At 65.8% G+C, this 25591-nt stretch carries 26 protein-coding genes; 14 read left to right on the forward strand and 12 right to left on the reverse strand.

Annotation, left to right across the window (positions count from 1 at the left end; genetic code table 11):
- The 3 genes from traA to AC07U4_RS24395 all read left to right on the forward strand — a co-directional run.
- Nucleotides 1-2740: Ti-type conjugative transfer relaxase TraA (gene traA / locus AC07U4_RS24385; RefSeq protein ID WP_495197529.1), on the forward strand; the 2740-nt coding region annotated here is incomplete at its 5' end.
- Nucleotides 2741-2893: 153 nt separating this feature from the next.
- Nucleotides 2894-4975 carry a TonB-dependent receptor family protein gene (locus AC07U4_RS24390; RefSeq protein WP_495197530.1) on the forward strand — a complete coding sequence of 694 codons (2082 nt, stop codon included), beginning with the start codon at nucleotides 2894-2896 and terminating at the stop codon, nucleotides 4973-4975.
- 8 nt (nucleotides 4976-4983) lie between these two features.
- Complete coding sequence (locus tag AC07U4_RS24395; RefSeq protein WP_495197531.1) at nucleotides 4984-6072, forward strand: PepSY-associated TM helix domain-containing protein; 1089 nt, start codon at nucleotides 4984-4986, stop codon at nucleotides 6070-6072.
- Here the strand turns inward: AC07U4_RS24395 and AC07U4_RS24400 are convergent.
- The gene (locus AC07U4_RS24400) at nucleotides 6069-8138 is read right to left on the reverse strand and encodes a TonB-dependent siderophore receptor (RefSeq protein ID WP_495197532.1); all 2070 of its coding nucleotides are present in this window, start codon (nucleotides 8136-8138) and stop codon (nucleotides 6069-6071) included. The genes AC07U4_RS24395 and AC07U4_RS24400 overlap by 4 nt on opposite strands.
- 175 nt (nucleotides 8139-8313) lie before the next feature.
- Between AC07U4_RS24400 and AC07U4_RS24405 the strand changes: the two genes are divergently transcribed.
- Both AC07U4_RS24405 and AC07U4_RS24410 read left to right on the forward strand, forming a co-directional pair.
- Nucleotides 8314-9024, forward strand: a complete 711-nt coding sequence (locus tag AC07U4_RS24405; RefSeq protein ID WP_495197533.1) for a DUF6118 family protein — start codon at nucleotides 8314-8316, stop codon at nucleotides 9022-9024.
- On the forward strand, nucleotides 9014-9361 hold the full coding sequence (locus AC07U4_RS24410; RefSeq protein ID WP_495197534.1) for a DUF3088 domain-containing protein: 348 nt from the start codon (nucleotides 9014-9016) through the stop codon (nucleotides 9359-9361). The genes AC07U4_RS24405 and AC07U4_RS24410 overlap by 11 nt, the downstream gene beginning before the upstream one ends.
- A 3-nt stretch (nucleotides 9362-9364) precedes the next feature.
- Here the strand turns inward: AC07U4_RS24410 and AC07U4_RS24415 are convergent, their stop codons facing one another.
- Nucleotides 9365-10264, reverse strand: a complete 900-nt coding sequence (locus AC07U4_RS24415; RefSeq protein ID WP_495197535.1) for a LysR family transcriptional regulator — start codon at nucleotides 10262-10264, stop codon at nucleotides 9365-9367.
- A 95-nt stretch (nucleotides 10265-10359) separates the two neighbouring features.
- Here AC07U4_RS24415 and AC07U4_RS24420 point away from each other — a divergent pair, with 95 nt between their 5' ends.
- Nucleotides 10360-11526 (forward strand): MFS transporter, encoded by a 1167-nt coding sequence (locus AC07U4_RS24420; RefSeq protein WP_495197536.1) that lies wholly within the window; start codon nucleotides 10360-10362, stop codon nucleotides 11524-11526.
- 55 nt (nucleotides 11527-11581) lie between these two features.
- Nucleotides 11582-12322: an SDR family oxidoreductase gene (locus tag AC07U4_RS24425; RefSeq protein ID WP_495197537.1), complete on the forward strand. Its 741-nt coding sequence runs from the start codon at nucleotides 11582-11584 to the stop codon at nucleotides 12320-12322.
- 353 nt (nucleotides 12323-12675) lie between these two features.
- Here the strand turns inward: AC07U4_RS24425 and AC07U4_RS24430 are convergent, their stop codons facing one another.
- The gene (locus AC07U4_RS24430) at nucleotides 12676-13086 is read right to left on the reverse strand and encodes a hypothetical protein (RefSeq protein WP_495197538.1); all 411 of its coding nucleotides are present in this window, start codon (nucleotides 13084-13086) and stop codon (nucleotides 12676-12678) included.
- Nucleotides 13083-13373: a hypothetical protein gene (locus tag AC07U4_RS24435; RefSeq protein ID WP_495197539.1), complete on the reverse strand. Its 291-nt coding sequence runs from the start codon at nucleotides 13371-13373 to the stop codon at nucleotides 13083-13085. The genes AC07U4_RS24430 and AC07U4_RS24435 overlap by 4 nt, the downstream gene beginning before the upstream one ends.
- A gap of 238 nt (nucleotides 13374-13611) precedes the next feature.
- On the opposite strand from AC07U4_RS24435, the gene AC07U4_RS24440 reads away from it, so the two are divergent.
- Nucleotides 13612-14205, forward strand: coding sequence for a recombinase family protein (locus tag AC07U4_RS24440; RefSeq protein ID WP_495197540.1), 594 nt, complete (start codon nucleotides 13612-13614; stop codon nucleotides 14203-14205).
- On the forward strand, nucleotides 14198-15445 hold the full coding sequence (locus tag AC07U4_RS24445; protein WP_495197541.1) for a DNA-methyltransferase: 1248 nt from the start codon (nucleotides 14198-14200) through the stop codon (nucleotides 15443-15445). Before AC07U4_RS24440 ends, AC07U4_RS24445 begins: the two co-directional genes overlap by 8 nt.
- Here the strand turns inward: AC07U4_RS24445 and AC07U4_RS24450 are convergent.
- Both AC07U4_RS24450 and AC07U4_RS24455 read right to left on the reverse strand, forming a co-directional pair.
- Nucleotides 15439-16653, reverse strand: a complete 1215-nt coding sequence (locus tag AC07U4_RS24450) for a hypothetical protein (RefSeq protein ID WP_495197542.1) — start codon at nucleotides 16651-16653, stop codon at nucleotides 15439-15441. The genes AC07U4_RS24445 and AC07U4_RS24450 overlap by 7 nt on opposite strands.
- Entirely contained in the window at nucleotides 16654-18156 is a 1503-nt protein-coding gene (locus AC07U4_RS24455; RefSeq protein ID WP_495197543.1) for an AAA family ATPase, read from the reverse strand. It abuts the gene before it with no gap.
- A gap of 692 nt (nucleotides 18157-18848) precedes the next feature.
- Between AC07U4_RS24455 and AC07U4_RS24460 the strand changes: the two genes are divergently transcribed.
- The 4 genes from AC07U4_RS24460 (at nucleotide 18849) to AC07U4_RS24475 (ending at nucleotide 21488) form a co-directional block, all read left to right on the forward strand.
- Nucleotides 18849-19487 (forward strand): transcription elongation protein SprT, encoded by a 639-nt coding sequence (locus AC07U4_RS24460; RefSeq protein ID WP_495197544.1) that lies wholly within the window; start codon nucleotides 18849-18851, stop codon nucleotides 19485-19487.
- Between the two features lie 65 nt (nucleotides 19488-19552).
- Entirely contained in the window at nucleotides 19553-20206 is a 654-nt protein-coding gene (locus tag AC07U4_RS24465) for a nucleotide-binding protein (RefSeq protein WP_495197545.1), read from the forward strand.
- Entirely contained in the window at nucleotides 20203-20538 is a 336-nt protein-coding gene (locus tag AC07U4_RS24470) for a hypothetical protein (protein WP_495197546.1), read from the forward strand. The genes AC07U4_RS24465 and AC07U4_RS24470 overlap by 4 nt, the downstream gene beginning before the upstream one ends.
- Entirely contained in the window at nucleotides 20535-21488 is a 954-nt protein-coding gene (locus AC07U4_RS24475; RefSeq protein WP_495197547.1) for a replication initiator protein A, read from the forward strand. The genes AC07U4_RS24470 and AC07U4_RS24475 overlap by 4 nt, the downstream gene beginning before the upstream one ends.
- 573 nt (nucleotides 21489-22061) lie before the next feature.
- Here the strand turns inward: AC07U4_RS24475 and AC07U4_RS24480 are convergent.
- From AC07U4_RS24480 to AC07U4_RS24505, 6 genes are read right to left on the reverse strand one after another with little or no spacing between them, the layout of a single operon-like run.
- Nucleotides 22062-23711: a type IV secretory system conjugative DNA transfer family protein gene (locus AC07U4_RS24480; RefSeq protein ID WP_495197548.1), complete on the reverse strand. Its 1650-nt coding sequence runs from the start codon at nucleotides 23709-23711 to the stop codon at nucleotides 22062-22064.
- A gap of 2 nt (nucleotides 23712-23713) precedes the next feature.
- Nucleotides 23714-23986 carry a hypothetical protein gene (locus AC07U4_RS24485; protein ID WP_495197549.1) on the reverse strand — a complete coding sequence of 91 codons (273 nt, stop codon included), beginning with the start codon at nucleotides 23984-23986 and terminating at the stop codon, nucleotides 23714-23716.
- Nucleotides 23986-24369 (reverse strand): hypothetical protein, encoded by a 384-nt coding sequence (locus AC07U4_RS24490; RefSeq protein WP_495197550.1) that lies wholly within the window; start codon nucleotides 24367-24369, stop codon nucleotides 23986-23988. The genes AC07U4_RS24485 and AC07U4_RS24490 overlap by 1 nt, the downstream gene beginning before the upstream one ends.
- Nucleotides 24366-24623 (reverse strand): antitoxin VbhA family protein, encoded by a 258-nt coding sequence (locus AC07U4_RS24495; RefSeq protein WP_495197551.1) that lies wholly within the window; start codon nucleotides 24621-24623, stop codon nucleotides 24366-24368. Before AC07U4_RS24495 ends, AC07U4_RS24490 begins: the two co-directional genes overlap by 4 nt.
- Nucleotides 24616-24843 (reverse strand): conjugal transfer protein TraD, encoded by a 228-nt coding sequence (locus AC07U4_RS24500; RefSeq protein WP_495197552.1) that lies wholly within the window; start codon nucleotides 24841-24843, stop codon nucleotides 24616-24618. The genes AC07U4_RS24495 and AC07U4_RS24500 overlap by 8 nt, the downstream gene beginning before the upstream one ends.
- Before the next feature lie 16 nt (nucleotides 24844-24859).
- Complete coding sequence (locus tag AC07U4_RS24505; protein WP_495197554.1) at nucleotides 24860-25186, reverse strand: conjugal transfer protein TraD; 327 nt, start codon at nucleotides 25184-25186, stop codon at nucleotides 24860-24862.
- A gap of 167 nt (nucleotides 25187-25353) precedes the next feature.
- On the opposite strand from AC07U4_RS24505, the gene AC07U4_RS24510 reads away from it, so the two are divergent.
- Nucleotides 25354-25591 (forward strand): MobA/MobL family protein (locus AC07U4_RS24510; protein WP_495197553.1); only part of this gene is annotated, 238 nt, incomplete at its 3' end.

The raw sequence follows: 25591 nt of genomic DNA on the forward strand, positions 1-25591 counted from the left end.
GCTGCCCGAGAGAGCGCCGCAGCGTCTGAACGACCGCACGACGCTGTGGAACGAGGTGGAGGCTGGCGAGAAGCGCAAGGACGCGCAGCTCGCCCGAGAAATCGAGTTCTCAATCCCGCGGGAGATGAACCGCGAGGACGGTGTGCGGTTGGCGCGCGACTTCGTGCAACGCGAGTTCGTGGACCGCGGCATGGTCGCGGACCTCAACGTGCATTGGGACCGAGCCGAGGACGGCAGCCCGAAGCCGCACGCGCACGTCATGCTGGCGATGCGCGAAGTGGGACCGGACGGGTTCGGCAAGAAGGAGCGCGACTGGAACCGGGGCGAGCTGTTGCAGCACTGGCGGGAAGCGTGGGGCACGCACGTCAACGAGCGACTGGCGGAGCTGGGGATCGATGCGCGGATCGATCATCGTTCCTATGCCGATCAGGGCATCCAGCTTGAGCCGCAGAACAAGATCGGGCCGGCGGCATCCAGGCGACCGGGGCAGGGGCTGGAAGCCGAGCGGATCGAGGATCACGGGCGCATCGCGCGCGAGAACGGCGAGAAGATCATCGCCGACCCGCGCGTTGCGCTGGACGCGATCACGCGCACCCAGGCGACGTTCACCACCCGCGATCTGGCGGTGTTCGCGTTCCGGCATTCGGAGGGCAAGGAGCAGTACGACCGGGTGATGGCCGCGGCGAAGGCCAGCCCCGAGCTGGTGGCGTTGGGCCGGGACGGGCGCGGCGACGAGCGGTTCACGAGCCGGGAGATGATCGCGACCGAGGCGCGACTGGAGCGGTCGGGCGACCGGCTGGCGGAGGGGCGTCACCACTTCGTCGGCGCCGATCATGTCTATCGCGCGCTGGACGCGGCCGAGGGCAGGGGGCTGACCTTGTCCGACGAGCAGCGGGACGCGTTGGGGCGGATCACCGAGCGCGACGGGCTCGCGTCGGTCATCGGCTATGCCGGCACCGGCAAGTCGGCGATGCTGGGTGTCGCGCGCGAGGCGTGGGAGAGCGCCGGCTACACGGTGCGCGGCGCGGCGCTGTCCGGCATCGCGGCCGAGAACCTGGAGGCCGGGTCGGGCATCCAGTCGCGTACCATCGCCAGCCTCGAACATGCGTGGGGCAGGGACCGCGACCAGCTCGGGCCGCGTGACGTGCTGGTGGTGGACGAGGCCGGGATGATCGGCACGCGGCAGATGGAGCGGCTGCTGTCCGCGGCCGACCAGGCCGGCGCCAAGGTGGTGCTGGTGGGCGATCCCGAGCAGTTGCAGGCGATCGAGGCGGGGGCGGCCTTTCGTGCGGTATCCGAGCGGCATGGTGCTGCCGAGATCACCGAGATACGCCGTCAGCGCGTCGATTGGCAGCGCGACGCGACGCGGGCGCTGGCGACCGGGCGCACGGACGAGGCGATCCAGGCCTACCGTGACCATGGGATGGTGCGGCCGGCCGGCACGCGCGAGCAGGCGCGGGCAGCGCTTGTGGCGGATTGGGACCGGGACCGGATCGCCCGGCCCGACACGACGCGGATCATCCTCACCCACACCAACGCCGAGGTGCGCTCGCTCAACGAGGAGGCGCGCGAACGGCTGCGGGCGACCGGCGATCTGGGCGCGGACATGACCGTGCAGGCGGAGCGGGGCGAGCGGCAGTTCGCGTCGGGCGATCGGATCATGTTCCTGCGCAACGAGCGATCGATGGGGGTGAAGAACGGCACGCTGGGAACGGTCGAGCGGGTATCCGTCGACCGGATGGTCGTGCGTCTCGATGGCGGGCAGCAGGTGGCGTTCGACGTGAAGGATTATGCCGCGGTCGATCACGGCTACGCCGCCACCATTCACAAGGCGCAGGGCGTGACGGTCGATTGCGTCGACGTGCTGGCGACGCCGGGGATGGACCGACACGCCGCCTATGTCGCGTTGTCGCGGCACCGGGACGGGGTGCGGCTCCACTATGGCCGGGACGACTTCGCCGACGAGGGCAAGGTTGTCCGCACTCTGTCGCGCGGCCGGGCGAAGGACATGGTGGCCGACTATGCGGCCGAGCCGGTTGAGCCTGACGCGGCGGTTCGTGCTTTCGCCGACCGTCGCGAGATCAGGCTGCCGGACCGGGTGCGCGAGATCGTGCGGACGGTCGAGACGAAGGCCCGCGGCATGTTCGCCGGGTTTCGGCCGAAGGTAGCGCCGGAGGCTGAGCCGGGTTCTCCGTCCGAAAGCACAAGCCGGCCCGACCAGGATGTGGCGATCCGGCGCTACGCCCGCGCCGCGGTCGATATCGCCGGCATGGAGGAAAAGCGCCTGCCGGTGCTGCCGCACCAGCGGACGGCGCTGGCCCGGGCGGGCGAGGCGCTGGACCAGGCGCGCCCGCACGGGGCGCGTGACCTCGCCTCAGCGATGGAGCGCAACCCGCAGCTCATGCGCGATGCCGCAGGCGGCGACATGCGCGGCGCGGTCCGCGGCATGGCCGAGGAGGCGCGGGTCCGTGCCGACCCGTCGCTCCGCGCCGAGCGGTTCATGGAACGCTGGCGGGCGCTGGAGGTCCAGGCCGGGGGCGGCGACGCCAAGGCGATCATGGCCCGGACGGACATGATCGACGGGCTGCGTCACGATCCGGCTATGCGGGCCGAGCTGGAGCGGCGCGCGCCCGAGCTGGGGCTGGATCGCGGCCGGGAGACGCCGGAGAAGATGCTGGAGCGGCAGATCGAGATGCAGCGCACGATCCAGCGGCAGCTGGATCGCGGACTTGGACGGTAATTATCGCGCCACTAAATGAGATTTACTCGCATTAGCATGTCTGTATGAGGCGCTGAAAAAGGGGAAGCGCTCATGCCGTCATATCCTGCTGGTCTCTCGACCACCGTTCTCACATCCTCCTTCCTTGCGGCGATTGGGTTGTGGTGCCCGGGCGTGTCGGCGCAATCCGCCCTGCCGGTCGACACGCCTTCCCAAGAGGCCGCGGCAACGGACGACCGGCAATCGGGCCAAGGCGCGGATATCGTCGTTCGCGGCGACATCCTGTCGGACAACGGCTCGGAGACCGTCCGGCACTATGCCGGCAGCCGCACCGTCGTCTCCAGCGCCGATCTGCATGAAAGCGGCGCCCGGTCGCTCGACGATGCCTTGCAGCGCGTGCCGGGGATCAAGATCCTCGACGAGACCGGCACGGGCGCCACTCCGCAGATCTCGGTACGCGGGCTGTACGAGAGCCGCAGCGGGCGGGTGCAGATCCTTCAGGACGGCATTCCCCTGTCGCTCGCGCCCTACGGTCAGACGAGCGTGTCGCTCTTTCCGGTCACGCTCGACATGGTGGATCGCATCGACATCGTGCGCGGCGGCGCGGCGGTGCAATACGGCCCCAACAATGTCGGCGGGGTCATCAACCTGGTCAGCCGCCCGATCCTGCGGAGCTGGTCCACCAGCCTCGGCGACGACGTGCAGATCGCGGAGAACGGCAACGCGCTCCACAATGCCGCCTTCAGCACCGGCGGGCATCTGACCGACCGGCTCGGCGTCGAGCTGGACGCCGGTTACCAGAAGGGCCGCGACTTCCGCGACAGCCACAACCGTGATGATGTGCGCAACATCCGCTTCCGGACGCAGTACGACCTTTCCGATCGGACCCGGCTTCGGGCCGACATTCAGTATTACCGGATCGACCTCCAGCTGGCGGGCGCGCTGAGTCCGGCGCAGTACGAGGCCGATCCCTTCCAGGCGACCCGGCCGCTCGACCGGCTGACCGGTCATACCGTGCGCGGATCGTTCACACTCCAGCATGATTTCCAGCCCTCGCCGGCGTTCGACAGCCTCCAGCTGACCTGGACCAGCTATGCCGATACCGCCGAGCGCAATTTCCGGGTCGGCATTCGCAGCAGCTCGGCCGAGACGTGGCGATCGGACCTGGCGCCCCAGCTCCTCCAGAGCGCGCCGCGCGATTTCCAGGTCTACGCCACCCAGCCGCAGCTCGACGCACGGACCGGCTTCCTCGGCACCAGCCACGACATCACGCTCGGTGCGCGCTACGTGCACGAGCGGATCGGCTTCCTCGTCGGCAACACCAATCTCGCGACGGGGGCCGCCACGGTCGTGCGGAACTGGAAGTTCGACGACGACGCCTATGCCTTCTTCGTCAGCGACAAGGTCGGGCTGTTCGACGATCGGCTAGCGATCACCCCGGGGCTGCGCTTCGAGCATCTCGACTCGAAGTTCCTGAACCGGGCCACCGGCGCGCGTACCGGCAACGACATCCGCAACCCGCTCCCGGGGATCACCGTCGGCTGGACGCCGGTCACGCCGCTGTACCTGTTCGCCGATGCGCAGCGGTCGCTGCGCGTGCCGCAGGTCACGCAGATCATCTACGGCAACGACCTCGGTTCCGAGCTGGCCTGGAACTACGAGGCGGGCGCCCGCTGGCTGCCTGACCGGCGGACGACGGTGACGCTGACCTTCTACCGGATCGACTTCGACAACCAGATTCAGCTCGACAACACGTCGCGCAACTACGTGAACCTCGGCGCCACCCGCAACCAAGGCATCGAGCTGTCCGGCCAGTGGAGCCCGGCGATCTTGCCCCGTCTCACGCTGTCGGCCGCCTGGACCTATCTCGACGCCGAGCAGCGTACCGGCGTCTATGCGGGGCGCCGCGTGCCCTATGCCTCGCGTGACCAGGTGACGGCGGGCCTCCGCTACGATTGGACGCATACCCGCTTCTCGCTCGACGGTTATGGCTTCAGCCACAGTTTCGCCGACGCGGCCAACACCGTGGCTGAGAACGCGACCGGTTCGGTGGGCGAGATGCCGGGCTACGTCGTGTTCAACACTCAGCTGTCCCACGACCTGATCGACCGCCCCGGCTTACGGCTGCGCGGCACCGCCGGCGTCCAGAACATGTTCGATCGCCGCTATTTCTTCCGCGGCGTCGATACGAGCCCATGGGGCCGCCAGGTGGCGCCGGGCCGCACCTTCCTGATCGGGCTGCACGCGACGGTGTGACGACGGTGATGCGCTGGCTCGACCTCATCCATCGCTGGACGGGCGGCCTGATCGGCCTGCTGCTCGCGACGCTCGGTCTGAGCGGCGCTATTCTCGTGCACCGGCGCGCGTGGATCATGCTGCCCCATGTGCGCGATGCGCAGGTGCAGACTACGGACGCCCTTGCCGTCGTAACCGAGCGACTGATGGCGCATCCGGCATCGCGCCCGGACATGCTCATCTTCTCCGATCGACGCTTCGGGCTCGACCAGCTGATCTACAAGGGTGACGCCGGCGCCTATGCTGACCAGACCGGGACGATCGTCATCCGGTGGTCGAGCGAGTGGGCGCGACCGGAAATCTGGATGTTCGACCTTCACCGTCACCTGTTCGCGGGCGACACGGGCGAGACGATCGTCGGCCTGGCAGCGCTGGCGGGAATCCTTTTCGTGGTGACCGGCACGATCCTGTGGTGGCGGACACGCAAGACGTTCGCTTTCCGGCTGTGGCCGAAGCGCATGACCAGGCCGGCGATCGTCCGCCACCACCGCGACCTCGCGATCGTGGCGGCGCCGCTTCTGCTCCTGTCCTTCACGACGGGCGCCGCGATGGTGTTCCGCCCGCTCAACGCGTTGCTCCTCGGCCCGGGAGCGCCGGCCGCCATCGCCGCCAGCGCGAAATCTCCGAGCGTGGAAGCGGCCTCCACCGGCGCCGCACTTGATTGGGCAGCAATGATCCGGACGGCACGGGCCCGGTTCCCGAATGCCGAGGTACGCAGCGTCGCCCTGCCGCGACGCGGCAGCGGCGTCATCACCATCCGCCTGCGCCAGCCCGACGAGTGGCTGCCGGGCGGGCGGACCTTCGTCTGGTTCGCAGCCGACAGCGGTCGCCTCGTCGGATCGCGCGATGCGCGCGTGCTTCCGCGTGCCGCACGGGCCTATAACCTCTTCTTCCCGCTTCACGCGGCCGAGGTGGGCGGCCTGCCCTATCGCATCCTGATGACGCTCTCGGGGCTGGCGCTCACCATGCTGGGAACGCTGACGGTCTGGACCTTCTGGTTCCGGCGGCCCCGCATGACGGCCGGCAACCGGCAGCCACCCACGCGACCGACAGCCTAAAGCGCTGTCGACACCGAGAAGCGGACGGTAGCAGGCAGACCGGAGGCCACGAGGCTGGAGCCGGTCGCGGCCCAATAGCGCTTGCCGGTGACGTTCGAGCCGTACACCCGGAACGTGGTACGACGGCCGGCGATGTCCATCGCATAGCTCCCGCCGAGATCGAGCGTGGTGTAGCCGGCGACATAGCCCTGGTTGAGGGCGTTGACCGGCCGGCGGCCGACACGGAACACGCCGCCGGTCAGGCTCAGCCCCTCGATCATCGGCAGCTTGTACTCGAGGAAGGCCGAACCGGAGAAGCGAGCGCTGTTCTCGATCCGGTTGCCGACGACGTTGGCGGCGCCGGATCGTTGCTTGGCGTCGAGGAACACGGCGCTGGTCGAGATCGACAGGGCGGTCGTGATCTCGCCGCTGCCGCTCAGCTCGACGCCCTGATAGCGGGCGCGGCCGTCCTGGACGTAGTAGCCGGCGCCGTTGATGTAGGCCGACGCACGATCCACCTGGAACCACGCGGCGGTGAGCAGCAGGCGGCGCAGCGGCTCCACCTTCACCCCCGCCTCCCGCTGCTTGCTGAGTGAGGCGGGCAGCTGCTCGCCGGCGTTCTTCGCGATCTGCTGCGCTATGCCGCCGCTTTCCAGACCTTCGATGTAATTGCCGTAGACACTGGCCCAGGCGGCAGGTTTCACGAGAGCGCCGTAGGACCAGGTGCCGGGGCTCGTCGTGTAGGTGCCGGTAAGGCTGCGGTCGCGATAGTCGGCTTTCCGGTAGCCGGCGGTGGCCTCCAGCCAGCCATGGAAGCTCGCGCGATCGAAGACGTAGACGCCGGCATCGCGGATCGCGTCCGCCGACGCGATCACGCGGGCGATGAGCGGGCGTTCCGGCACGGCCACGGGATCGTAGAGGTTCTGCGCCATGCTGGAGCGACCGGCGGTCGGCGTCTCGATGTCGCGATCGTTGAGCGACGCGCCGATCAGCAGCTGATGCTCGATCGGGCCGGTGGCGAAGGCGCCGGTGATGTCGCCCCGGTAGATGACGTTGCGGTAGTTGCTGTCGTTGGTGGTCGCGATCGACAGCGTGCCGTTGCCGGTCGCCAGATCGTAGCCGCTGAACGATGAGTAGCGGCGGTCGCGCTGAAGATAGGACTGGCCGATCGCGAAGGATGCGCTCCACGACGGGGAGAAGTCGTAGCGGGCGCGGCCCAGCAGGTTGGTTTCCCACCCGTTCGCCTGCATCCATTCGCCGCCGACGTTGCGGGAAAGCGGCTGGACCGGCAGCACCGCGATACGGCCGTTGACGGCCGCCGGCAGCACATATTCGGTCGGCTCGGTGATCGTCTTGTAGATATAGCCCGCATCGAGCTGGAAGCTGAGCCTGTCCGTTGCCTTCCAGTCGAACGCGCCCGAGGCGAACCAGCGATGCCCGTCCGTGCGTGCGATGCCGGTCTGGAGCGAGGCGCCACCGGCGATTACGCGCAGCCCCGCGTTTCCGAGCGGTCGGCTGATGTCGACGTCGCCGCCGATGGTGCCGTGACTGTCGCCAAACGCCTCCAGTTTGGTGAGCGGATCAGAGCCCGGTCGCTTGGTGACGAGATTGACGATGCCGGACGGCGCCGCAAAGCCGTAGTAGAGGCCGGCCGCGCCCTTCAGCACTTCCACCCGGTCCTTGTCCTCCATCGGCATGTCGATGAAGGTGATGATCGGCAGCACGCCGTTCAGACGATAGTTGGTGGTGTTGTCCACGGGGATGCCGCGGATCGAGAGATTGCTGTAGATCGCGGTGTTGAGCTGCGCCTGCGTCACGCCGGCGGTGTTACGGGCGGCATCGAAGATCGAGCGGGCCTGCTGCGCGTCGAGGAGGCTCCGCGGCAGCACGGTCACGGTCAGCGGCGTGTCGATCAGGCGCGAGTCCCGAAACGTGCCGGCCTGCACATAGTCGGCGCCGAAGCTGTCATGGCGATCGGCAGTGACGACGATCTCGTCGAGCCGGGCAGTTGCCGCCTCATCATCCTGCCGCGATTGAGCCAGCAGCGGCAAGGGCGATACCGTGCAACAGGCCGCCAAGACCATCATCATTCTGTTCATACCGATATGCTAATGAGAGTCGATCTCAAAAACAATACGCGATCGTGATCGGGGCTGTTCAGACATAGCGAGGTGGCGGAGGTAGGCCCGGGTCCGAACACTGCGTGTGAATCCGCTGGCAGGATCGGTAACGTCACCAGGGGGCAGTAGGACACGCGCAAATATGACGACAGCGGAACGGGACGAAGCAGCCGACGCCTTTGAGAGCCTGCGCGCCGAAGTATCGTTGATGCGGCGCGCCGTGGAGCGACTGGCAGCCGAGCGCGCCGAAGATAGCCACGCACCCGACTATTCCGAGACGCTGGGCGTCATCGCCAACAATATCACCGCAACGGCGCGGCGGGTCGATGCGCTGGTGAAAAGCCCGGCTTTGTCGCTGACACCTGAGGAAATTAACCGGCAGATCATGGCTGCCGGTTCGGCAGGTCGAACCGAGGATCGCCGTGCTATCGGCGCCGCCCGGCAGACGATCGAGGAGGTCGCGACGAAGCTCGGCCGCCAACTGGAATCCCACACCATGGCGGATGAGCAGCGGCGTCGGCTGTGGCGGGTCGGGCTTGCCGGGATCGCGATCGGCATGGCGTTGTGGGCGGTCCTCGCCGGCCCGATCGTGCGCGAGCTGCCGCCCAGCTGGTTGCTCCCCGAGCGGATGGCGGCGCGCACCCTCCGGATGCCGATGTGGGAAGGCGGGCAGCGTCTGATGAAGGCCGGCGATCCTGAGGCGTTCGCCGGGGTGCTGGCGGGTAACCGGCTCGCGACCGCCAACCGGGACGCCTTGGAGGCGTGCCGCAGGCAGGCGGCGAAGGCCAGGAAGGCGGTGCGCTGCGCGATCGAAGTAGGGGCAGAAGGGGAGGATGGTCATCATGGATCGTGACCTGTTGATCGTCATCAAGCCTGACTTTGCCGATCCGTCATTTCCCGGCGAACGCTTCTACTGCTGGCATTGCGCGCTCATGGAAGGCGTGCTGGCGAGCTTCCCGGACCTCGCTGCTCGCATCGATGTGCTGCGGATCGACTGGCCACGGCCGCGGCAGGCGATCGTGGACTTGCTCGGACCCGACAATCAGTCACTGCCGGTTCTGGTCCTAGCCGACGACGCCGATGATGGGCCAGCGATCAATGTCCATGCGGGCCGACGCTTCATCGCGGACAAGGATGCGATCCTGGCGGCGCTCTCGGCCCGCCATGGCATTCCGATACCTCACCCCTGACGATCAGGCGCCGCGGCCGAGCCGTTCCGCCAAGAAGTCGATCAGCACCCGCACCCGCGCCGGCATGGTCGAGCCGCCCACGAACAGGGCGTGTAGCGGCTCACGGTCTTGCGGATTGAACGCCTCCAGCAACGGCACGAGCCGGCCTGTGGCGAGATCGTCCTGGACCGCGAACGTGCCGATCCGCGCCACCCCCACGCCTTCGCGGGCGAGCTGCGCCAGAGCCTCGCCGCTGTTCGCCTCGATCGTGCCCGTTACCGCCAGCGCGGTGTCGCGGCCGTCCTGGCGGAACGGCCAGCCGGGCTCGGCACGCCGAAAGCTGAAGCTCAGGCAGTTGTGTCCGAACAGGTCCGCCGGCGTCGCCGGCGTGCCGTGGCGGGCCAGATAATCCGGTGACGCCACCACGACCCGTCCCGTCTCGCCCAGCTTGCGGGTGGTGAGCGGGCTGTCGGCGAGCTGGCCGAAGCGGATCGCCACGTCCGCCTGCCCGCCCAGCACGTCCACCACCTGATCGCTGAGGTTGAGATCGACGAGGATGCCGGGATGGCATCGGCTGAACTCGCCGAGCAGCGGCACGACGTGCAGCCGGCCGTAGGCCAGCGACGCCGTGATCCGCACCCGGCCGCGGGGTGCCGCTTGGTCGGCGATCTGGTCTTCGACCTCGGCCAGGTCGGCGAGGATGCGCCGCGCCGCCCGGTGATAGGCCTGTCCTTCCGCCGTCAGCGCCAGCGAGCGTGTCGTGCGGACCAGCAACCGCACGCCGAGCCGTCGTTCGATCCGCGCCAGGACGCGGCTGATCGCCGACGTCGTGAGGCCGAGCGCGCGTCCGGCCGCCGACAGGCTGCCATGCTCGATGACGGCGACGAACACGCCCATCTCGCCCGATCGCCCACCAAGCTCCATTATTGCTTCCTCGACAACGCTGCTGGTCCGGATCGAGGACTACTCGATCGACGTGCCAGCCGTCATCTCGCGTGATGCAACAACGAAGGCTCACGATGCGTATCAATCCCCCGCTTCTGGCGCTGGCGCTCGGCGCGTTCGGCATCGGCGTCACCGAGTTTGCGCCGATGGGGATGCTGCCGCTGATCGCGGCCGACCTCCACGCCTCCATCCCGGCCGCCGGGCTGCTCGTCAGCGCCTACGCGATCGGGGTTCTGGCGGGCGCGCCGCTGCTAACGCTCACCACCGGCCGGATCAACCGTCGGACGCTGCTGATCGGGTTGATGGGCATTTTCACGCTCGGCAGCATCCTGTCGGCGCTGGCGGGCGGCTACTGGATGCTGATGGCGGCACGGGTCATCACCTCGTTCAACCACGGCGCCTTCTTCGGCGTGGGCGCGATCGTGGCAGCGAGCGTGGTCTCGCCCGACCGTCGTGCCGGCGCTGTCGCCGCGATGTTCTCCGGCCTGACGATCGCCACGATCGGAGGCGTGCCGCTCGCGACCTGGGCCGGCGAGGTACTGGGATGGCGGGCAGCCTTCGCAGGCATCGCAGGATTGGGCGCGGTGACGATGCTTGCGCTGCGCCTGGCGCTGCCGTCGCTCCCGGCCGGTGACGGAGGCGACATGATGGCGGAGCTGCGCGTCCTCGCTCGCCCACCCGTGCTGGCGGCGCTCGCGCTGACCACGATCGGGTTCAGCGGCGTCTTTACCGTTTTCACCTACATCGTGCCGATCCTGCGCGACGTGACCCACGGCTCGACCGCTTTCGCGACCGCAATGTTGATGCTGTTCGGAGTCGGTGCGACCATCGGCAACGTGGCTGGCGGCCGCTTCGCCGATCGTTCGGTCAACCGGACGATCGGCGCGATGCTGGCGCTGCTCACCGCTACGCTCGCCGCCTTCTTCGTGGCCATGCATTGGCCGGTGACGGCCGCGGTCGCGATCTTCGTGTGGGGCATCGCCAGCTTCGCGATCGTGCCGCCCTTGCAGATGCGGGTGATGGAGGCCGCAGCCGATGCACCCAATCTCGCATCGGCCATGAACATCGGTGCGTTCAATCTGGGCAACGCCATCGGCGCCGCGCTGGGCGGCGGGGTGATCGGCGCGGGGTTCGGCTACCCGCCCGTCGCGGTCGCGGGCGCGGCGATGGGACTTGTGGCACTCGCCATGCTGCTCGTGTTCGAGCGCAACAATGCCGGCCGCCCGGCTGCGACCGTTTAGACGATCGCTTCCGCTGCTCGTCGTGCAGGTCGCCGCTCCCTGCTATGGCGGGACCATGGCAAGGTTCGAGAACAAGCGCGTCCTTATCACGGGCGGAACGAGCGGCATGGGACTGGCCGGTGCGAAGCGCATCGTCGCCGAGGGCGGCATGGTCATCGTTACCGGGCTGGATCAGGGGCGTATCAATGATGCCCGGTCGGCGTTGGGGGAGCGAGGGCAGGTTCTCGCAAATGACGCGGCCGATCCCGCAGGCGTTGCAGCGCTGGTGAAAGCTGCGAACGCAGGAGGCCGATTGGACGGACTTTGGCTAAACGCCGGCTATGCCGCGCTCGGCACGCCGGAGGAGATCGATGCCGATGCCTTCGACCGGATGATGGCGGCGAACGTGCGCGGGCCGTTCCTCCAGCTCGCCGCTTTGTCACCGTATCTGAACGCCGGGGCGTCCGTCGTCGTCACATCGTCGTCGTCCACCTACGAGGGGGGCGACGCGACCAGCCTCTATGCCGCCACCAAAGGCGCGCTTGTCGCCATGGTCCGGTCGTGGGCGACGGCGCTCGCGCCTCGTGGCATCCGCGTCAACACCGTCGTGCCGGGACCGATCGACACCAACTTCCGTCATTTCCTGCCGGACGACGCCAAGCGGGGGTTCGAGGAGTTCGTCATCGGCCAGGTTCCGCTTGGCCGCGCCGGCACGCCGGAGGAAGCGGCAGCGGTGGCGCTGTTCCTCCTCTCCGGCGATGCCTCCTTCGTCACCGGCAGCCAGTATGCCGTCGATGGTGGCCTGATAATGCAATAGCGCCTCTTTCTACGCTCCATCCGGGACGTTCGACCCTGACCCTTTCGGATCGGCTTACATGTAGTGTGCCTCGCTTGCGGCGAGCTAAGGCAAAAAGGTCTACCTTTGGGCTATGGCTTGAGGACATATACGGCCTCAATAGCGGCAGGATTTATTCGCTATGTATGTATGTACAGGGCTGTTGACGCTCTTTGAACATATACCTAGCTAGAGTGTTCGAAAGCTACTGAGGTGAGAACGGCCTCCTCACACGCCATGCAAGTGGCAAAGTAGGCGAAAGCCGAAGGGATGCGGGAATTTGGCGCCCCGCCGATAGCTTCTGAAAGCCCCGCCTGTGCGGGGCTTTCTAGTTTCTAGGCGGGCTTGATGAAGCCCTTGCGCAGTCGGCGTTCCAGCTTGTTCCTGTCGATCGGGTAGGTGCTGGCGACGATGTACCGGCCTGCCCGATCCACCCGCAGCTTGATCGCCACGAGAATGATCGCGCTTTCCTGAGGCACCTCGCCGATCAGCTCGAAGCCATCGACCTGGCCGGGCGCCTGCCCTATATAGTCTGGAGCGGACACGATCCGGCCTACGTAGCGCCGGCATAATTCGAAGTCGGCCGGGTGCCGCATCAGCGAGTGGCTCTGCGCCCGGATCGAGAAATGCGCGTCGGCCGCTACAAGGCTGGAGCCTAGCACGGCATTGATTTTGGCAACCGGCAGCGGCCCAAGGTCGAGCGGGGTCAGCTCCGCCACATCTGCCTTCCCATTGGGATCGTTCATCGTGCCGCTGGGTCGTTCGGCACAAGGGCGGAGGGGTTCGCGCGCACCAGCTCAGCGATCGGGTCTGGCAGGATGAACCAGGTAGGGATGCCCCGGCTTTGCGGGTTGCCTAGCCCCTGGAATTTCTCCCCCTTGTCGCCGCCATTCCAGCGGACGCCGGTTGCCGGCTGTCCGTCCCACAGCATGGCAGCGACGGCATAATCGCCCTCCCCACCGTCATAGATCACGTCGAGCCGTTCGACGCGCCCCTTGGGGGATGTCACCAACCGTGGATCGATATAGGCCATTGGCATCTCCTAAGGCGGGCTGTACATATGTATGTATGAAACTTGATTCAAGCGGCTCCCCGAACCGGTACGCCTTTGCGGGTCGCTGTACGATGCTCCCGCAAACGGTGGTCAGCGGGAGACCGTCCGACCGGAGCAATCTGTACCCCTTTCGTTCTTTTTCCTTGTCTCTCGAAAGGGTCTCCCGTAAGCTTCTCCCGGAATTGGAGCTGTCGCGACGAGTTTCAGGAGGGTGCGGGTGGTAGTTGGTTATGCCCGTGTTTCCACCCGAGATCAGTCCCCTGCCCTCCAGCTTGACGCGTTGCGGGAAGCCGGGTGCGATCGGGTGTATGTGGAGAAGGCGTCGGGAGCGCAGCGCGATCGTCCCGAGCTGAAGGCCGCACTCGATTATCTCCGTGCCGGCGACACCCTGATGGTGTGGAAGCTCGACCGCTTAGCCCGCTCCGTCAGGCAGCTTGTCGAAACGGCGGCGGAGCTGCAACGGCGCGACATAGGGCTGAAGGTGCTGACCCAGGCCATCGACACCACCACACCCGGCGGCCGCCTGGTCTTCCATGTCTTCGCAGCGGTAGCTGAGTTCGAACGCGAGCTGGGCCTTGAACGTACCCACGCTGGGCTGGCCCAAGCCAAAGCCATGGGCCGCCGCGGCGGGCGCAAGCCCACCATAGGGCCAGCCGAGATCAAACGCGCCAGAGCCATGCTGGCGGACCCCACCATAACCGTCGGCGAGGTCGCTCAGCAGCTCGGCGTGCAACCCTCTACGCTCTACCGGCACATCCCTGGCGGGCGGAGTGCCGTGGCCCAAGAAACTGGAATGAATAAGCATGGCTAGAAAACCGCGCACGCAGGTTGAAGGGTGGTCCGACATTCATCCAAAGAGTTCTGCTCTTGGTTGGAGTGGCGCATCGTCAAGCAGCGCCTCGCTATTCAAGATCGAGGACGTGGCTCCGGTTGTCGGGCTGCAACCCGTATTCATTAAAAGGGTGCTAGGATCAAAGGGACTTTTGTCGTTCTCGGACATCGAGCGACTCGTAATGCTTGATGACGCAAGCGAAACGTTTGTGCCTCGCAGCCGGATCATGGGCTATTTTGAAAAGCTTGCCTCACGAGCTGAGGTTAAGGCTCTTTCTCCGCAGAAGCCATCGATAGACCAGGTGACGTGCGGCGATGCTCACAAGCTCATAGCATCTTTGGTCGATGAAAGCATTGACTGTGTTGTCACATCAACACCGTATTGGGCGGTTAGAATATACGGCACTCCTAAAAATGTAGAATGGTCCGATGGTGAAGTATGCCCATTCGGGCATGAGCAAACTCCTGAGGGGTTCATCCGCCATTCGGTAGAAATACTGCTGATGCTTAGGAAGAAGGTTGCCCCTCATGGGTCGGTCTGGTGGAACCTAGGAGACACGTTCAACACTAGGACGCAAATCCGGGGTAACGCTGCTGAGACCCTTCGGGCGATGAAGGGCTTAGACTCTCGCAAGTGGACCGAGCAAAACTGCCGACGGTACAGTGCCGGGCACGCTTATCTTTATGATGGTGAGCAAAGCCTGATCCCGCAGCGCATCGCCGAGCGAGCAAGTCGGATCGGGTATTTTGTTCGCTCGATGATTACATGGAAGAAGGACGGCTCACTGCCCGAGCCGACAACTTCCCGTGTGACACGATCGCTAGAACAGGTCCTGCATCTAACGAAGAGCCGCACGCCTTATTTCGATAAGGGAGCCTATCGGCAGACCCCAGCGTCCTTGGGGGGGCGTAACGCTCTGTTTGAGCAGGATCAGGTCACGGATGTATGGCACCTGCCAACAGCTACGGGCGGTAAGGGGCATGGTGCGCAGTTTCCGTTAGCACTCCCAGGCCGGTGTATCTCTCTATCGACGGAAAAGGATGGCCTGGTACTCGATCCTTTCGCCGGCTCGGGAACCAGTGGCCTTGCGGCTCTAAAACTCGGCCGGCGTTTCATCGGCTTCGATGTTTCTCCAGAATATGTGAAGCTCGCCAATACGAAGCTGGCAACCCTGAAAACGGGTGCCAAGAAGACGAAACGTATCGCGCTCGATCAGTAGGGTAGCGACATGTTGCTGTATTCCTGAGCCGTCAAAATGTGGATTGGACTTGTGGGGGAGCGGGCCGCCACAGGTTCAATCCCCTTCCAAACTAACAAGAGCGCTTGTGGCGCATCAGGGCCAACCGTGCTCTTGAAGTCCGACAAGTAGCCCAGCGTCTTGTAAACACTGTCTGTAATATATCCCTTGTCGCTCGTCCTTTTCACTTCGATGATTATAGTTTGGTTGCTGTCGGCGCCGCTCAGCGCGGCTGTAATGTCAGGCCTGCGAATAGATGCAGCCAGATCGTATTCATTGAATATTTCTTTGTAGACGCTGGATTTGGCCATGACAGCCGGCACTATCTGGTAGTAGATTGAAACCGTGTCTCCCATCCTCGTCAAAGTAAAACGAGGACGGCGTGGCCCAGTCTCCGCTCCGATCAACTGAGCGTCGGTGATCTGCCACCCCTCGTTCAGATGCCGCTCTACCAAGGTGAGAAGAGCCCAAACCTCAAACAGGTCATCACAATTCTCCGGGACCATCTGCCTTTCGCGCAGGAGTGCCCGCAGGAGGTTCTCGTTTGCCTGCTCGATCAAGCCGACATGGAGGTCGAACAGGAGAACGGCGGCGCTCACGTCGGGCCGGCGTGCCCGCCGCAGCGGACCGATTTCCCGAAGGCTGATCGAGGTCGGCACGCGGACACTGCGGCTGCGCAGCACGGCCAAATGGCGATTTGCTGTGGCGCCGCTCACCTCCAGCCGTTCTCGCGCCACCTCGGGAACGGATCGCTGGGTTAGCCACGTCGCGTTGGCGGCGATCCTGGCCAGCATCAGGCCTACAAGCCTGCCAGCGCCGCTATCGGCGGTGCGTTCGGTCGGTCGGGTCACGAACCGGGTAGGATCATCACCAAGCTGGGCGCGACGCGCAAAGGTGCGCGTCCAATCTACCCTGCCGCGTGGCGAGCCGCGTCGCTCCTCCAAGGCGTGTTCGGTTGTCGAGGGTATGTTGCGGAGGAAGGCGGGAACGTGGACCTCTAAGAAGGTATCGACGGCATCGCTCAGCCCGAAATGCAGTCGTCGGAGTAGGTTGAATTCCTGGTCCGACAGCGATGAGAAAGCCGCCAACACCTCCGATGGCCGATAGGAGGTGGAGAAGCGTTTCAGGACGAGCCAGCCGAGCTGTGAAACACCGCCTAAAACCTCCTCATATTCCTCCTCGGTCCACATTCAGAACGCGTCCCGGAATGCCTGACCGATACGCTCCTTGTCTGCGTCCGTAGGAAGCAGAGCGAGCAAGCCATTCTCGACCAGGCCCAACGATTCCCGGTCCAGGCCATCGAGCTGGGGTAGAACATACGATATGACCGCTTCGGTGAAGGAGGCGGCTTCGGTCGGATCATCACCGAACGAATGCTGGCTTCTCACCTCCATGTAGTCGATCAGGTCGCCCCATATGGCCGGGCCGAGCGGCCGAACCGGATGGAGGAGGGCGATTAGCCCGGAAAGCAAGGCGTGCTCGTCCGGGGCAAGCTCTCGGCCGTGGAACCATGCGACCAGCTCCTCCTGGCTCGGAATGCCGACGTTCACGACGGCGAAGCGACGGACGAAGGCGGCGGAAAGCTGAAATAGCAGACTGCGATCGAACGTGTTCATCGTGGCGATGATGCGCCAGTCCCGGCCCAGGCGATACTTACCCGTGGCGGAATCATAGGAGCTTTCGGCACGATTACGATCAAGCTCGATCGCTACGTTGTGCTTGTTGACCTTGAAGCTTGTAATGACATCATGACCAGAGAGAACGGTGAAGAGCTGGCCGAACGCTTTGTCTACATCGGCACGATTCAGCTCATCAATAATCAGCCACTTATTTTCTCTGATCGCTTGCAGGAATAGGCCTTCCTCGAAGACGAGGCCAGGCCCTTCGGCTGAAGGTGTATAGCCACCAAGCGTATCGAAGGTACTCCAATCGGCCGTTGCCGTTGTCAGGAGGCGGCCGGCCGATCCCGGAAAGGCAAAATCCTTGGAGTATCGCTCACTGGCGATCGCAAGCCGGTCAGCGAGCGTGGACTTACCTGTTCCAGGAGGGCCGGTCAGGATGATGTGCTTGCCGGCCCGAAGCAGCGTCACGAGCTGCCGCAGCAGCGAATGGGGGAGCAGAAGCCCGCCACGCAGGAACTCGACTAGATCCTCCGGTAGATCCTCGGTGAGCGTCTCCGCTTCGACCGTTGCGCCACCGCCGGCAGGCGCCTCCCGCGGCGCGATCGCGAACAGGGCGTCGATCAGGGCATCGGATCGAACAGCCTCGTCGCCAAAGATGGGCTCTGGCGCCTCCACATCGGTGCTAAAGAACGCCGAGGCCTCAGCGTCGGTGACATGGTACTCGCTTCGGAAGCGGTCAGTCACAACGTCGAGATCGTCACCATCGTCGAACTCCTCTCCTCTCTGCGTCCAGATAGCCAAGGCCACGAGGGGAATGTCGATCGAGCGCTTGGCCGACCGGCGGAGGTCCTTGAGAGCCGCGTCGATATAGTCATCGGCTGTCGCTACATTCATGCCAACGCCGGATTTGTCGATTTTGAGGACGCCGGCGAAGGTCTTGCTTCGATCGAGGGTGGAGTAAGTACCCGAGCGTGGATAACCCTCATGCCGCCACGGGTCTTTGGGGGCAAATGGATTGAAGAACGCGTGATCGCTATCCACCGGTTCGCCACTGGCGGTCGTGATACCCATCAAGCGTTGTGCAGCGGGTTTCGTCGAAAGGGTGCGGATCGTAACCGGATGATCCGGCGTAAGACCCTCGTGCTTCAAGATAAGAAAATCGACAAAGAGCTTATTGCAACTGTCTCGAAGCTGCTGGACCGACCATAGCACAACGGGGAGCGTTAGATACTTAGCCATTGTTCTTCCGTCTGCTTAGAGCATTTCCAAAGTCGATCGGTATACGCAGCTCGGGCCGACCTCAGCCCTCCCCCTCACATCCCGTGAAGGCGCTTGTAGCCCACCCAGGTTCAGAACAAACAGCATATCGCCCGTCTCAACAACCTCTTGGCCAAAGAACCGCTGAATCCGCTTAGCGGCAGCGCGTCCCATCGGGACCGCGCTCTATCTCCGCTTCGCTCCGATCGAGCCGCCGATCGGCGTCTCGCCCCTGACGGGCTACGATCGCTCGCGCGGGGCGGTAGGCCGCCCAGAAGGCCGCCAGCGATGCCGGCGACGTCGTTTTGCCGGAAGGGAAAGGGGAGCGCCGCCCCCCTCTCCCAGCAACGGCAATCAGCCGGACCGTGGCTCCTCCGCTTCGCTCCGTGCGCCCGCACCACCCCGGCAGATTCCCGCTGCCCCCTCACCCCCCGCTGTTCGCCACGAGGCAGGGCTGATGGCCGAGGCCCATCGCCCAGGGGCGATGTGAGGAAGGAAGACGGGACATGGACCACGACAATCGCGAGAGCTGGCTGAACCGGGTGGCGAGTGGCATGGCGCCGTTGTTCGCAGCGCTGGACGCTCCCCTGCCCTCCCGCGTGCGCGTCGCGATCGGCTTCACCAGTCGGGGTGCGAGAGGCCGCGCGATCGGTGAGTGCTGGGACAATCGGTGCAGCGGTGACGGCCATTTTGAAATCTTCATCCGGCCGGACCTGGCGCACGCCGCCGACGCCATGCCGGCGCAGATCGCGGCGGTCCTCGCGCATGAGCTGGTCCACGCCGCAGTCGGCATTCCGGCCGGGCACGGGAAAGCGTTTAAACGGATTGCGGTCGGGCTGGGTCTGGTCGGCAAGATGACAGCGACCACGCCGGGCGATGCTTTCCTCGCTACGATCGCGCCCATCATTACGGCCGCAGGCCCCCTCCCCCATGCCCGGCTTGATACCGGCGGCGAGACGACGCGGCCGAAGAAGCAGGCGGCGCGGTTGCTCAAATGCGAGTGCGAGACATGCGGCTACACGGTGAGGACCGCGCGCAAATGGCTGGAAGAGGCAGGTGCACCAATCTGTCCGGCCGAGGGACACGGCGTGATGCGGCATGATCCGCTGAACGCCGACGAGGGTGCCGGCGAAGATCAGGACTAAGACACTTTACGACTAAGCGGATAAGCGGCATAAGTCGCTTAGCCGCTTAACAGGGAGCAGCAGCTATGCAGGTATGGGCGATCATCGCGCAGAAGGGCGGGCAGTCCAAAACCACGCTATCGACCGGCTTCGCCGTCGAAGCGGCGAAGGAGGGCGCGGCTGTCGTGATCCTCGATGCCGACGATCGGCAGGGATCGGCGCTCTACTGGTCCGAGCGCCGCGACGACGACGACGTGATGGTGAAGGACAGCAGCGTCGCCGGCCTGCCGCTCCACGTCTCGCGCGGGCGCAGCAGCGGCAAGATCGACCTCATCATCATCGACACGCCAGCGAACTCGAAGGACATCGCCATGCTCGCGGCCGAGCAGGCTGATTTCGTCATCATCCCCGTCGCGCCGCGCGGCCTCGATGTTCATTCGGTGTTGCAGACGGTCAAGCAGGTGCAGCAGGCGGGGACGCCGTTCGCCGTCATCCTCACCCAGGTTCCGCATCAGGGCGGGGAGGGGCAGGAGGCAAGCGCCGGCTTCGCGGCCAAGGGCGTGACGCTGTTCGACAGCCGGCTCCACTATCGCAAGGACTTCTACAAGGCGACGCCGCTGGGGCGCACCGCGTCCGAGACGGAGCCCGACAGCAAGGCGGCGGCCGAGCTGCGCGCCAGCTATGCGGAGGCTAAGCGACTAAGCGGCCTTACGACTAAGCCAGTAAGCGAGGCGGCATGATGGCGCGCAAGCCTTCCGCGCTCGCCGGCATCTTCGATGACGAACCCGCAGAGCCGGCACCGGCTCCCGTCGCTGATACCGCGCCCGAGCCGCGCTCGGTTGCGTCCCCACGTCGATCACGGCGGCCGGCCGACGCGCCGCCGCCGGCCACACCGGCGCGCCGCAGCAGCCATCCGGGTAAGAAGCCGGTGCTGATCCACATTCCCGAGGACATGCACCGCGCGTTGCGGCAGCTCAGCGTCGAGGAGGGCGGGGAGCCGCTGACGGTCATCACCGAACGGCTGCTCCGCCAGTATCTCGTCAAGCGAGGCCACACCAGGTTCGCGCCATGAGCAAGCGTCGCGACCCCAATCCCGAGTTCGACCTGTTCATCCCGGCGCTGGGCGACCTTCCGCTTCGCGACCAGCGCGAGGTCATGGAGCGGCCGTTCTTCTCGCTCCAGAAGCGCAAGCGCCTGAAGCCGATCGAATACAAAAGCCCGGACGGTGAAGCTTGGGTGCGCGTGCAGGCGATCCCCGACTACGGCATGGCGACGATATGGGACGCCGATATCCTGATATGGGCGGCATCCACGCTCAACCGCATGAAGCAGCAGGGGCTCAACGACCTGCCCCGCACGCTGACGACGACGCCCTACGACCTGTTGCGCGCGATTAAGCGCAGCACCGGCGGCCGGGACTATCAGGAACTGCAAGCCGCGTTGCTTCGGCTTCAGACCACCAGCATCACGACCTCGATCCGTGCGACCAAGCGTCGGCAGAAGGCCGGCTTCAACTGGCTGGATAGCTGGACGTTCGACACCGACGCCGACACCGAACAGCCCCGCGGCATGACGCTGACCCTCTCGGATTGGGTTTATGAGGGGATCGTCAACGAGAAGTCGTTGCTGACCATGCACCCTGACTATTTCCTCCTGTCGGGCGGGCTGGAGCGGGCGCTGTATCGCATCGGACGCAAGCACGTCGGATCGCAGCAGGGCGGGTGGGTGTGCCGCGTCGAGTTGCTCCGCGACAAGACCGGCAGCGACGCTCAGCCCAAGGAGTTCAACCGGATGCTCCGCCGCGTGATCGAGGCCGACCAGCTCCCCGATTACACGATGGAGCTGACGGAGACGGCCGACAGGAGCCCCGCGGTGCTGTTCAAGCGGCGCGGCGAGGCCGAGGCGCTGGCGCTCGCCGAACAGATGCGGGCCGAGGAGGAGCGACGTGCGCGCTTCGACGCCGATCGCCGGCGCACCGAGGAGGTGGACGCCCGAATGGACCAGCTCGCCGGACGGAGCTGACTATCGGGGTTTCACCCACCGGAGCAGCTACTATCGGGGTTTCATCCACCGGCACGAGTCGACCGGCAGGGATTATGTAGCTCCTGGCAGCGCCGGCGGGACCGTCTGCTTGTGGATAACCAGCCCCGATCGGCACTTTTCAGGATCGGCCGGTTCGGGGTTTCACCCACCTTCGTGTCGGGGGATCACCCACCGCACTATCGGGGTTTCACCCACCGAATCACGGGGTTTCACCCACCGGGCTCCTCCACAAGCCGTTGATAGCGAAGCGAAGTTTCCGCTTTTCGGGAGCCTTAACCTTCTTAACGATTCCTATTTAACAGAATCCTTTAACCACCGGCGGCCTGAAATCGGCGAAAACAAGAGAAGGGCAAGCGGAATGGCCCCTACGGGACCATACACCTTCGCTGCGTGCCGGCTATCGCCGTCACAAGGCGGCCTAACGGCCGCAGGCTTCCGGGAAAGCCGAGACATCCGGCGGTGTGTACTTGCGAGCGTTACGCGCCCTGAGATGATGGGGGAGGGTGAGGCGATACCCCAAAACTCACCGTTTAGCCTTGCCGGTGTGTACGATCAGGCCGGATCGTAGCGCCCGACGAACTCGCGATCGGCGTAGTAGCGAAGCTTGGTCGCGATCACCGGCCGCTGCCCGGCGAGGAACAGGATCTGGCGATCGGGCGAGAGCGTGCGGACCTCGTCGGCGGTGAGCAGTGGTCGGCCGACATGCTGCTGCCCGAACGTGATCCCGCTGCCTTGCGCGTCGAGCGCCCGGCTCATCGTCTCGAACACCACCGTCTCCTGGCCGAGGAGATCGGAGACGAGTTGGGCGCTCTGCTGATCGTTGACCCCGAACACCTGCAGCACGCCCGCGTTGGACAGGAAGGTGCCGGCGCGCTTGCCGTAGAGCGCCTGGAGCTGGTGGATGTCCTGCACGATCGGCCAAAGCTGGATGCCGTAGCCGGCCATCAGCCCCATTGCGCGCTCGACAGGCTCCAGGTGGCCCAGCGCCGCGAACTCATCAAGCAGGAACAGCACGGGCCAGGGTGGGCGCCCCGGCGCGCGGGCCAGCTCGGTTAGTGCCTGCGCCACCATCAGGCGCAGCCAGCGGGCATATGTGTCGAGCCGGTCGGGCGGCAGCACCAGGAACATGCTCGCCGGGCGTTCCTTGAGATCGGCGAAGCGGAAATCCGAGTGCCCCAGCGTCGCGGTCATGCGCGGGCTGTCGAGGAAGTGGGTGTGGCGCTGGGCCGACGACAGCACGCCCGCGGCTTCGCGATCGGACTTGCCGAGCTGGCGGTTGGCGGCGCGCGCGACCAGGCCGCCGGCCTTCTGCATCCGCTCGAGCAGCGCGGCGAAGGCGGCCGGGGCCAGCGTCAGGTGGTCGCGCAGCGTCGCCAGCGTGCGGGTAGATTCGGGCTCGCTCGCCACGACGTGCATCAGCAGGCCGGCGATCAGTGCCTTGGCCTCCTCGTTCCAGTGGGCTTCCGTCTGCTCGTTGTGGGCGTCGTGGACCAGCGCGTCGGCGAGCGTCATGCAGTCGTCGGCGACGTCGAGGCCGGCGGGGTCGATGCGGTCGAGCGGGTTGTAGCCAGCCGGGGCCAGGCCGGTGATGCCGAACGGGTCGAGGACGTGGACCGGGCCGAACTTGCCCCGCTGGCGCGCCGCGATGCGGGCGTTCTCGCCCTTTGGATCGATGCAGAACGTGGCGAAGGGATATTCGAGCAGGTTGGGGATGATCGTGCCGACGCCCTTGCCGCTGCGGGTGGGTGCGATCGTCAGCAGGTGGGCGGGGCCGGGGTAGCGCAGCAGCTTGCCCGACTTGCGGTCGCGGCCGATCAGCAGGCCGGCGTCGCCCATGATATCGCGCGCCTCCGCGTCGGTGGCGAACCGCGCCGAGCCGTGGGTGTCGGACTGGTCCGCATAGCCGTAGCGCAGGATCAGCGGCTGGAAGAGCGCGCGCAGCGGCACGAGCAGGACCGCCAGCCCGATCATCACTTGAATCAGCGCGACGACGGTGTTGCCGGGGCGGAAGTACCAGATCAGGCCGTCCGTGCCGAGGATCAGGACGACCGCCACGGCCACCATGAGGACCAGGACGCCGAACAGGTGCTTGGCGAAGCGGAAAGGCCCGAAGATCAGCCCACGGATCGCCCAGACGGGGTTCCGCCGTGCGATGCGGGCGAGATTGCGGATCGCCCGGCCGAGCTGGCGGAACCACTCCACGCTCAGCCCGCCTGGAACAGGGTGAGGCGGATGATGCCGGGCAGGGCGGCGATGTCCGCCTCGATCCCGGAAACCTCCTCCATGCGGTCGCTTGGCCAGTCGCGCGATACGCTGACACCGCCCGCATCGGTTTCGATCTCGATGAGCCGCGTCTGCGGCAGGAGGTCGAGCAGGTGCACCAGCCGGTCGTGCAGTTCGGGTGTGACGTGGCGGCTTCCCGGTCCGACCGTCAGGAGCTGCCAGGTGCGCGGCGCAGGATCGGACGTGGCGAGCATCATGCCTCCGCGGGGGTCGGGACGGGTCCGATCGTCGTCATGCCGTGCCAGCGCGATCGGAACGGCCGGCCGACCGGATCGACCACGCCGTCGAGCAGGGCGGGGTCGCCGATCAGGACATGGTACGGGGCGCCGGTGGCGGGCGCGCCAAGGTAGTAGACCGTGCCCGTGCATCCCACGACCAGGCACGGGTCCGTCCGATCGATCAGGCCGGCGGAGCCGCCCAGCTTGCCCCGGAGCGCCTCCAGGTCGACGTAGAGCAGCGTGCCGCACCGCCGGCAGCGCGAACGCGAGCGGGCCAGGCTCCGGGCCATCGCATCGAGCGTGCGCGTCCAGACCGGCCAGAAGGGGATGACATGGCCGGGTCCGGACGGTTCGGTCACCGGCTTGGCACCGAGTTCATCGCTTCCTCGAAGCTGGTGAAATACTCCTGCACCGGTTCTCCTTTCGGCAAGGTCTGGGCATGCGCGATCACGGCGGCGACATGCTCGTCGCCCGACAGGTCGCCGGCGACGTAGCGCGCATTCAGGGCCTCGACTTCGGGGTCCAACTCGCCCCCGGAGAGCTGGGTGCTGCCACGGGCAAAATCGATGGCCCGCTGGCGTGCGGTGCGTTCCTCGTCGGATATGTCAGGCATCGGTGCCGCTCCCTTCCGCTTCCATGTCGAATGTGCGTTTGCCGCGGCGTTTCCAGAGCGCGAGCGTGTCGCCGGCATCCCCGCTCCGCGCCTTGCCGACCAGCTCCAGCAACGCGCCGTAGATGGTGGCACGATCGTCGTCGGCGAGATCGACCAGGCCGGCTTTCTGGACGAGGCCGCCCAGCTCGATCAGGTGACGGGTTCGCTCTCGACGCTCCACGACCCAGCTCCGCGTATCAGTCCGCCGCCGCGCCGCTTCCAGGCGCAGGATTAGCGCCCAGTTTCGTCGCAGCGCCAGCGTCGTCACCGCCAGCAGTCTTACTACCCCTGCGCCCGCGTCGCTGAAAGAAGGCAGCGCCCTTCGCACGCCATGCCTCCTTCGCATCCGCATCCTTCATCGCGACCGCATCGAGCAGCGCACCGGCGAGCGTTTCGAGGTCAAGTGCGTCGGCGCCGGTCGCGGTAACAAGGCTGCCAAGCTGCTCTATGCGCTTGGCCTTCAGACCACGGGCGCGTTCCTCCAGAGCCTTCAGCTCCGCGTTATAGTCTCGCACCTTCGCCATGGGCGCACCATCCTCCGCGTTGAACCATAGCAGCATAGCAAGCCGACTAATCAGCGCGCACCTTAGCAGAAGCGCAGGCAGTCACAAGCAAGGAGCGAAGCGGATTGAGAGTGCGCGCTTATACGTCGTTGCCGACGTGCGCTCAGAAGGATAGAAGCACCGGCGCGATGGCGATCTATCATTTCAGCGCCAAGGTGGTCAGCCGCGCCAACGGCTCCAGCGCCGTCGCGTCCGCCGCCTACCGCTCCGGATCGGAGCTGTTCGACGAGCGGCTGGGACGGCATCACGACTTCTCGAACAAGGCGGACGTGATCCACTCGGAGGTGCTGCTGCCCGAGAGAGCGCCGCAGCGTCTGAACGACCGCACGACGCTGTGGAACGAGGTGGAGGCTGGCGAGAAGCGCA

It is taken from the genome of Sphingomonas sp. GW821-FHT02B09, assembly GCF_059421875.1.

Bases quoted from the DNA above. Each gene is read 5' to 3' on its own strand.
- AC07U4_RS24410 (WP_495197534.1), top strand. From the start codon at position 9,014: ATGGATCGTGACCTGTTGATCGTCATCAAGCCTGACTTTGCCGATCCG.
- AC07U4_RS24445 (WP_495197541.1), top strand. From the start codon at position 14,198: ATGGCTAGAAAACCGCGCACGCAGGTTGAAGGGTGGTCCGACATTCAT.
- AC07U4_RS24495 (WP_495197551.1), bottom strand. From the start codon at position 24,623: ATGCCTGACATATCCGACGAGGAACGCACCGCACGCCAGCGGGCCATC.
- AC07U4_RS24430 (WP_495197538.1), bottom strand. From the start codon at position 13,086: ATGAACGATCCCAATGGGAAGGCAGATGTGGCGGAGCTGACCCCGCTC.
- AC07U4_RS24470 (WP_495197546.1), top strand. From the start codon at position 20,203: ATGATGGCGCGCAAGCCTTCCGCGCTCGCCGGCATCTTCGATGACGAA.
- AC07U4_RS24405 (WP_495197533.1), top strand. From the start codon at position 8,314: ATGACGACAGCGGAACGGGACGAAGCAGCCGACGCCTTTGAGAGCCTG.
- AC07U4_RS24460 (WP_495197544.1), top strand. From the start codon at position 18,849: ATGGACCACGACAATCGCGAGAGCTGGCTGAACCGGGTGGCGAGTGGC.
- AC07U4_RS24435 (WP_495197539.1), bottom strand. From the start codon at position 13,373: ATGGCCTATATCGATCCACGGTTGGTGACATCCCCCAAGGGGCGCGTC.
- AC07U4_RS24455 (WP_495197543.1), bottom strand. From the start codon at position 18,156: ATGGGTATCACGACCGCCAGTGGCGAACCGGTGGATAGCGATCACGCG.
- AC07U4_RS24485 (WP_495197549.1), bottom strand. From the start codon at position 23,986: ATGCTCGCCACGTCCGATCCTGCGCCGCGCACCTGGCAGCTCCTGACG.
- AC07U4_RS24415 (WP_495197535.1), bottom strand. From the start codon at position 10,264: ATGGAGCTTGGTGGGCGATCGGGCGAGATGGGCGTGTTCGTCGCCGTC.
- AC07U4_RS24425 (WP_495197537.1), top strand. From the start codon at position 11,582: ATGGCAAGGTTCGAGAACAAGCGCGTCCTTATCACGGGCGGAACGAGC.
- AC07U4_RS24420 (WP_495197536.1), top strand. From the start codon at position 10,360: ATGCGTATCAATCCCCCGCTTCTGGCGCTGGCGCTCGGCGCGTTCGGC.
- AC07U4_RS24465 (WP_495197545.1), top strand. From the start codon at position 19,553: ATGCAGGTATGGGCGATCATCGCGCAGAAGGGCGGGCAGTCCAAAACC.
- AC07U4_RS24450 (WP_495197542.1), bottom strand. From the start codon at position 16,653: ATGTGGACCGAGGAGGAATATGAGGAGGTTTTAGGCGGTGTTTCACAG.
- AC07U4_RS24475 (WP_495197547.1), top strand. From the start codon at position 20,535: ATGAGCAAGCGTCGCGACCCCAATCCCGAGTTCGACCTGTTCATCCCG.
- AC07U4_RS24400 (WP_495197532.1), bottom strand. From the start codon at position 8,138: ATGATGGTCTTGGCGGCCTGTTGCACGGTATCGCCCTTGCCGCTGCTG.
- AC07U4_RS24395 (WP_495197531.1), top strand. From the start codon at position 4,984: ATGCGCTGGCTCGACCTCATCCATCGCTGGACGGGCGGCCTGATCGGC.
- AC07U4_RS24505 (WP_495197554.1), bottom strand. From the start codon at position 25,186: ATGGCGAAGGTGCGAGACTATAACGCGGAGCTGAAGGCTCTGGAGGAA.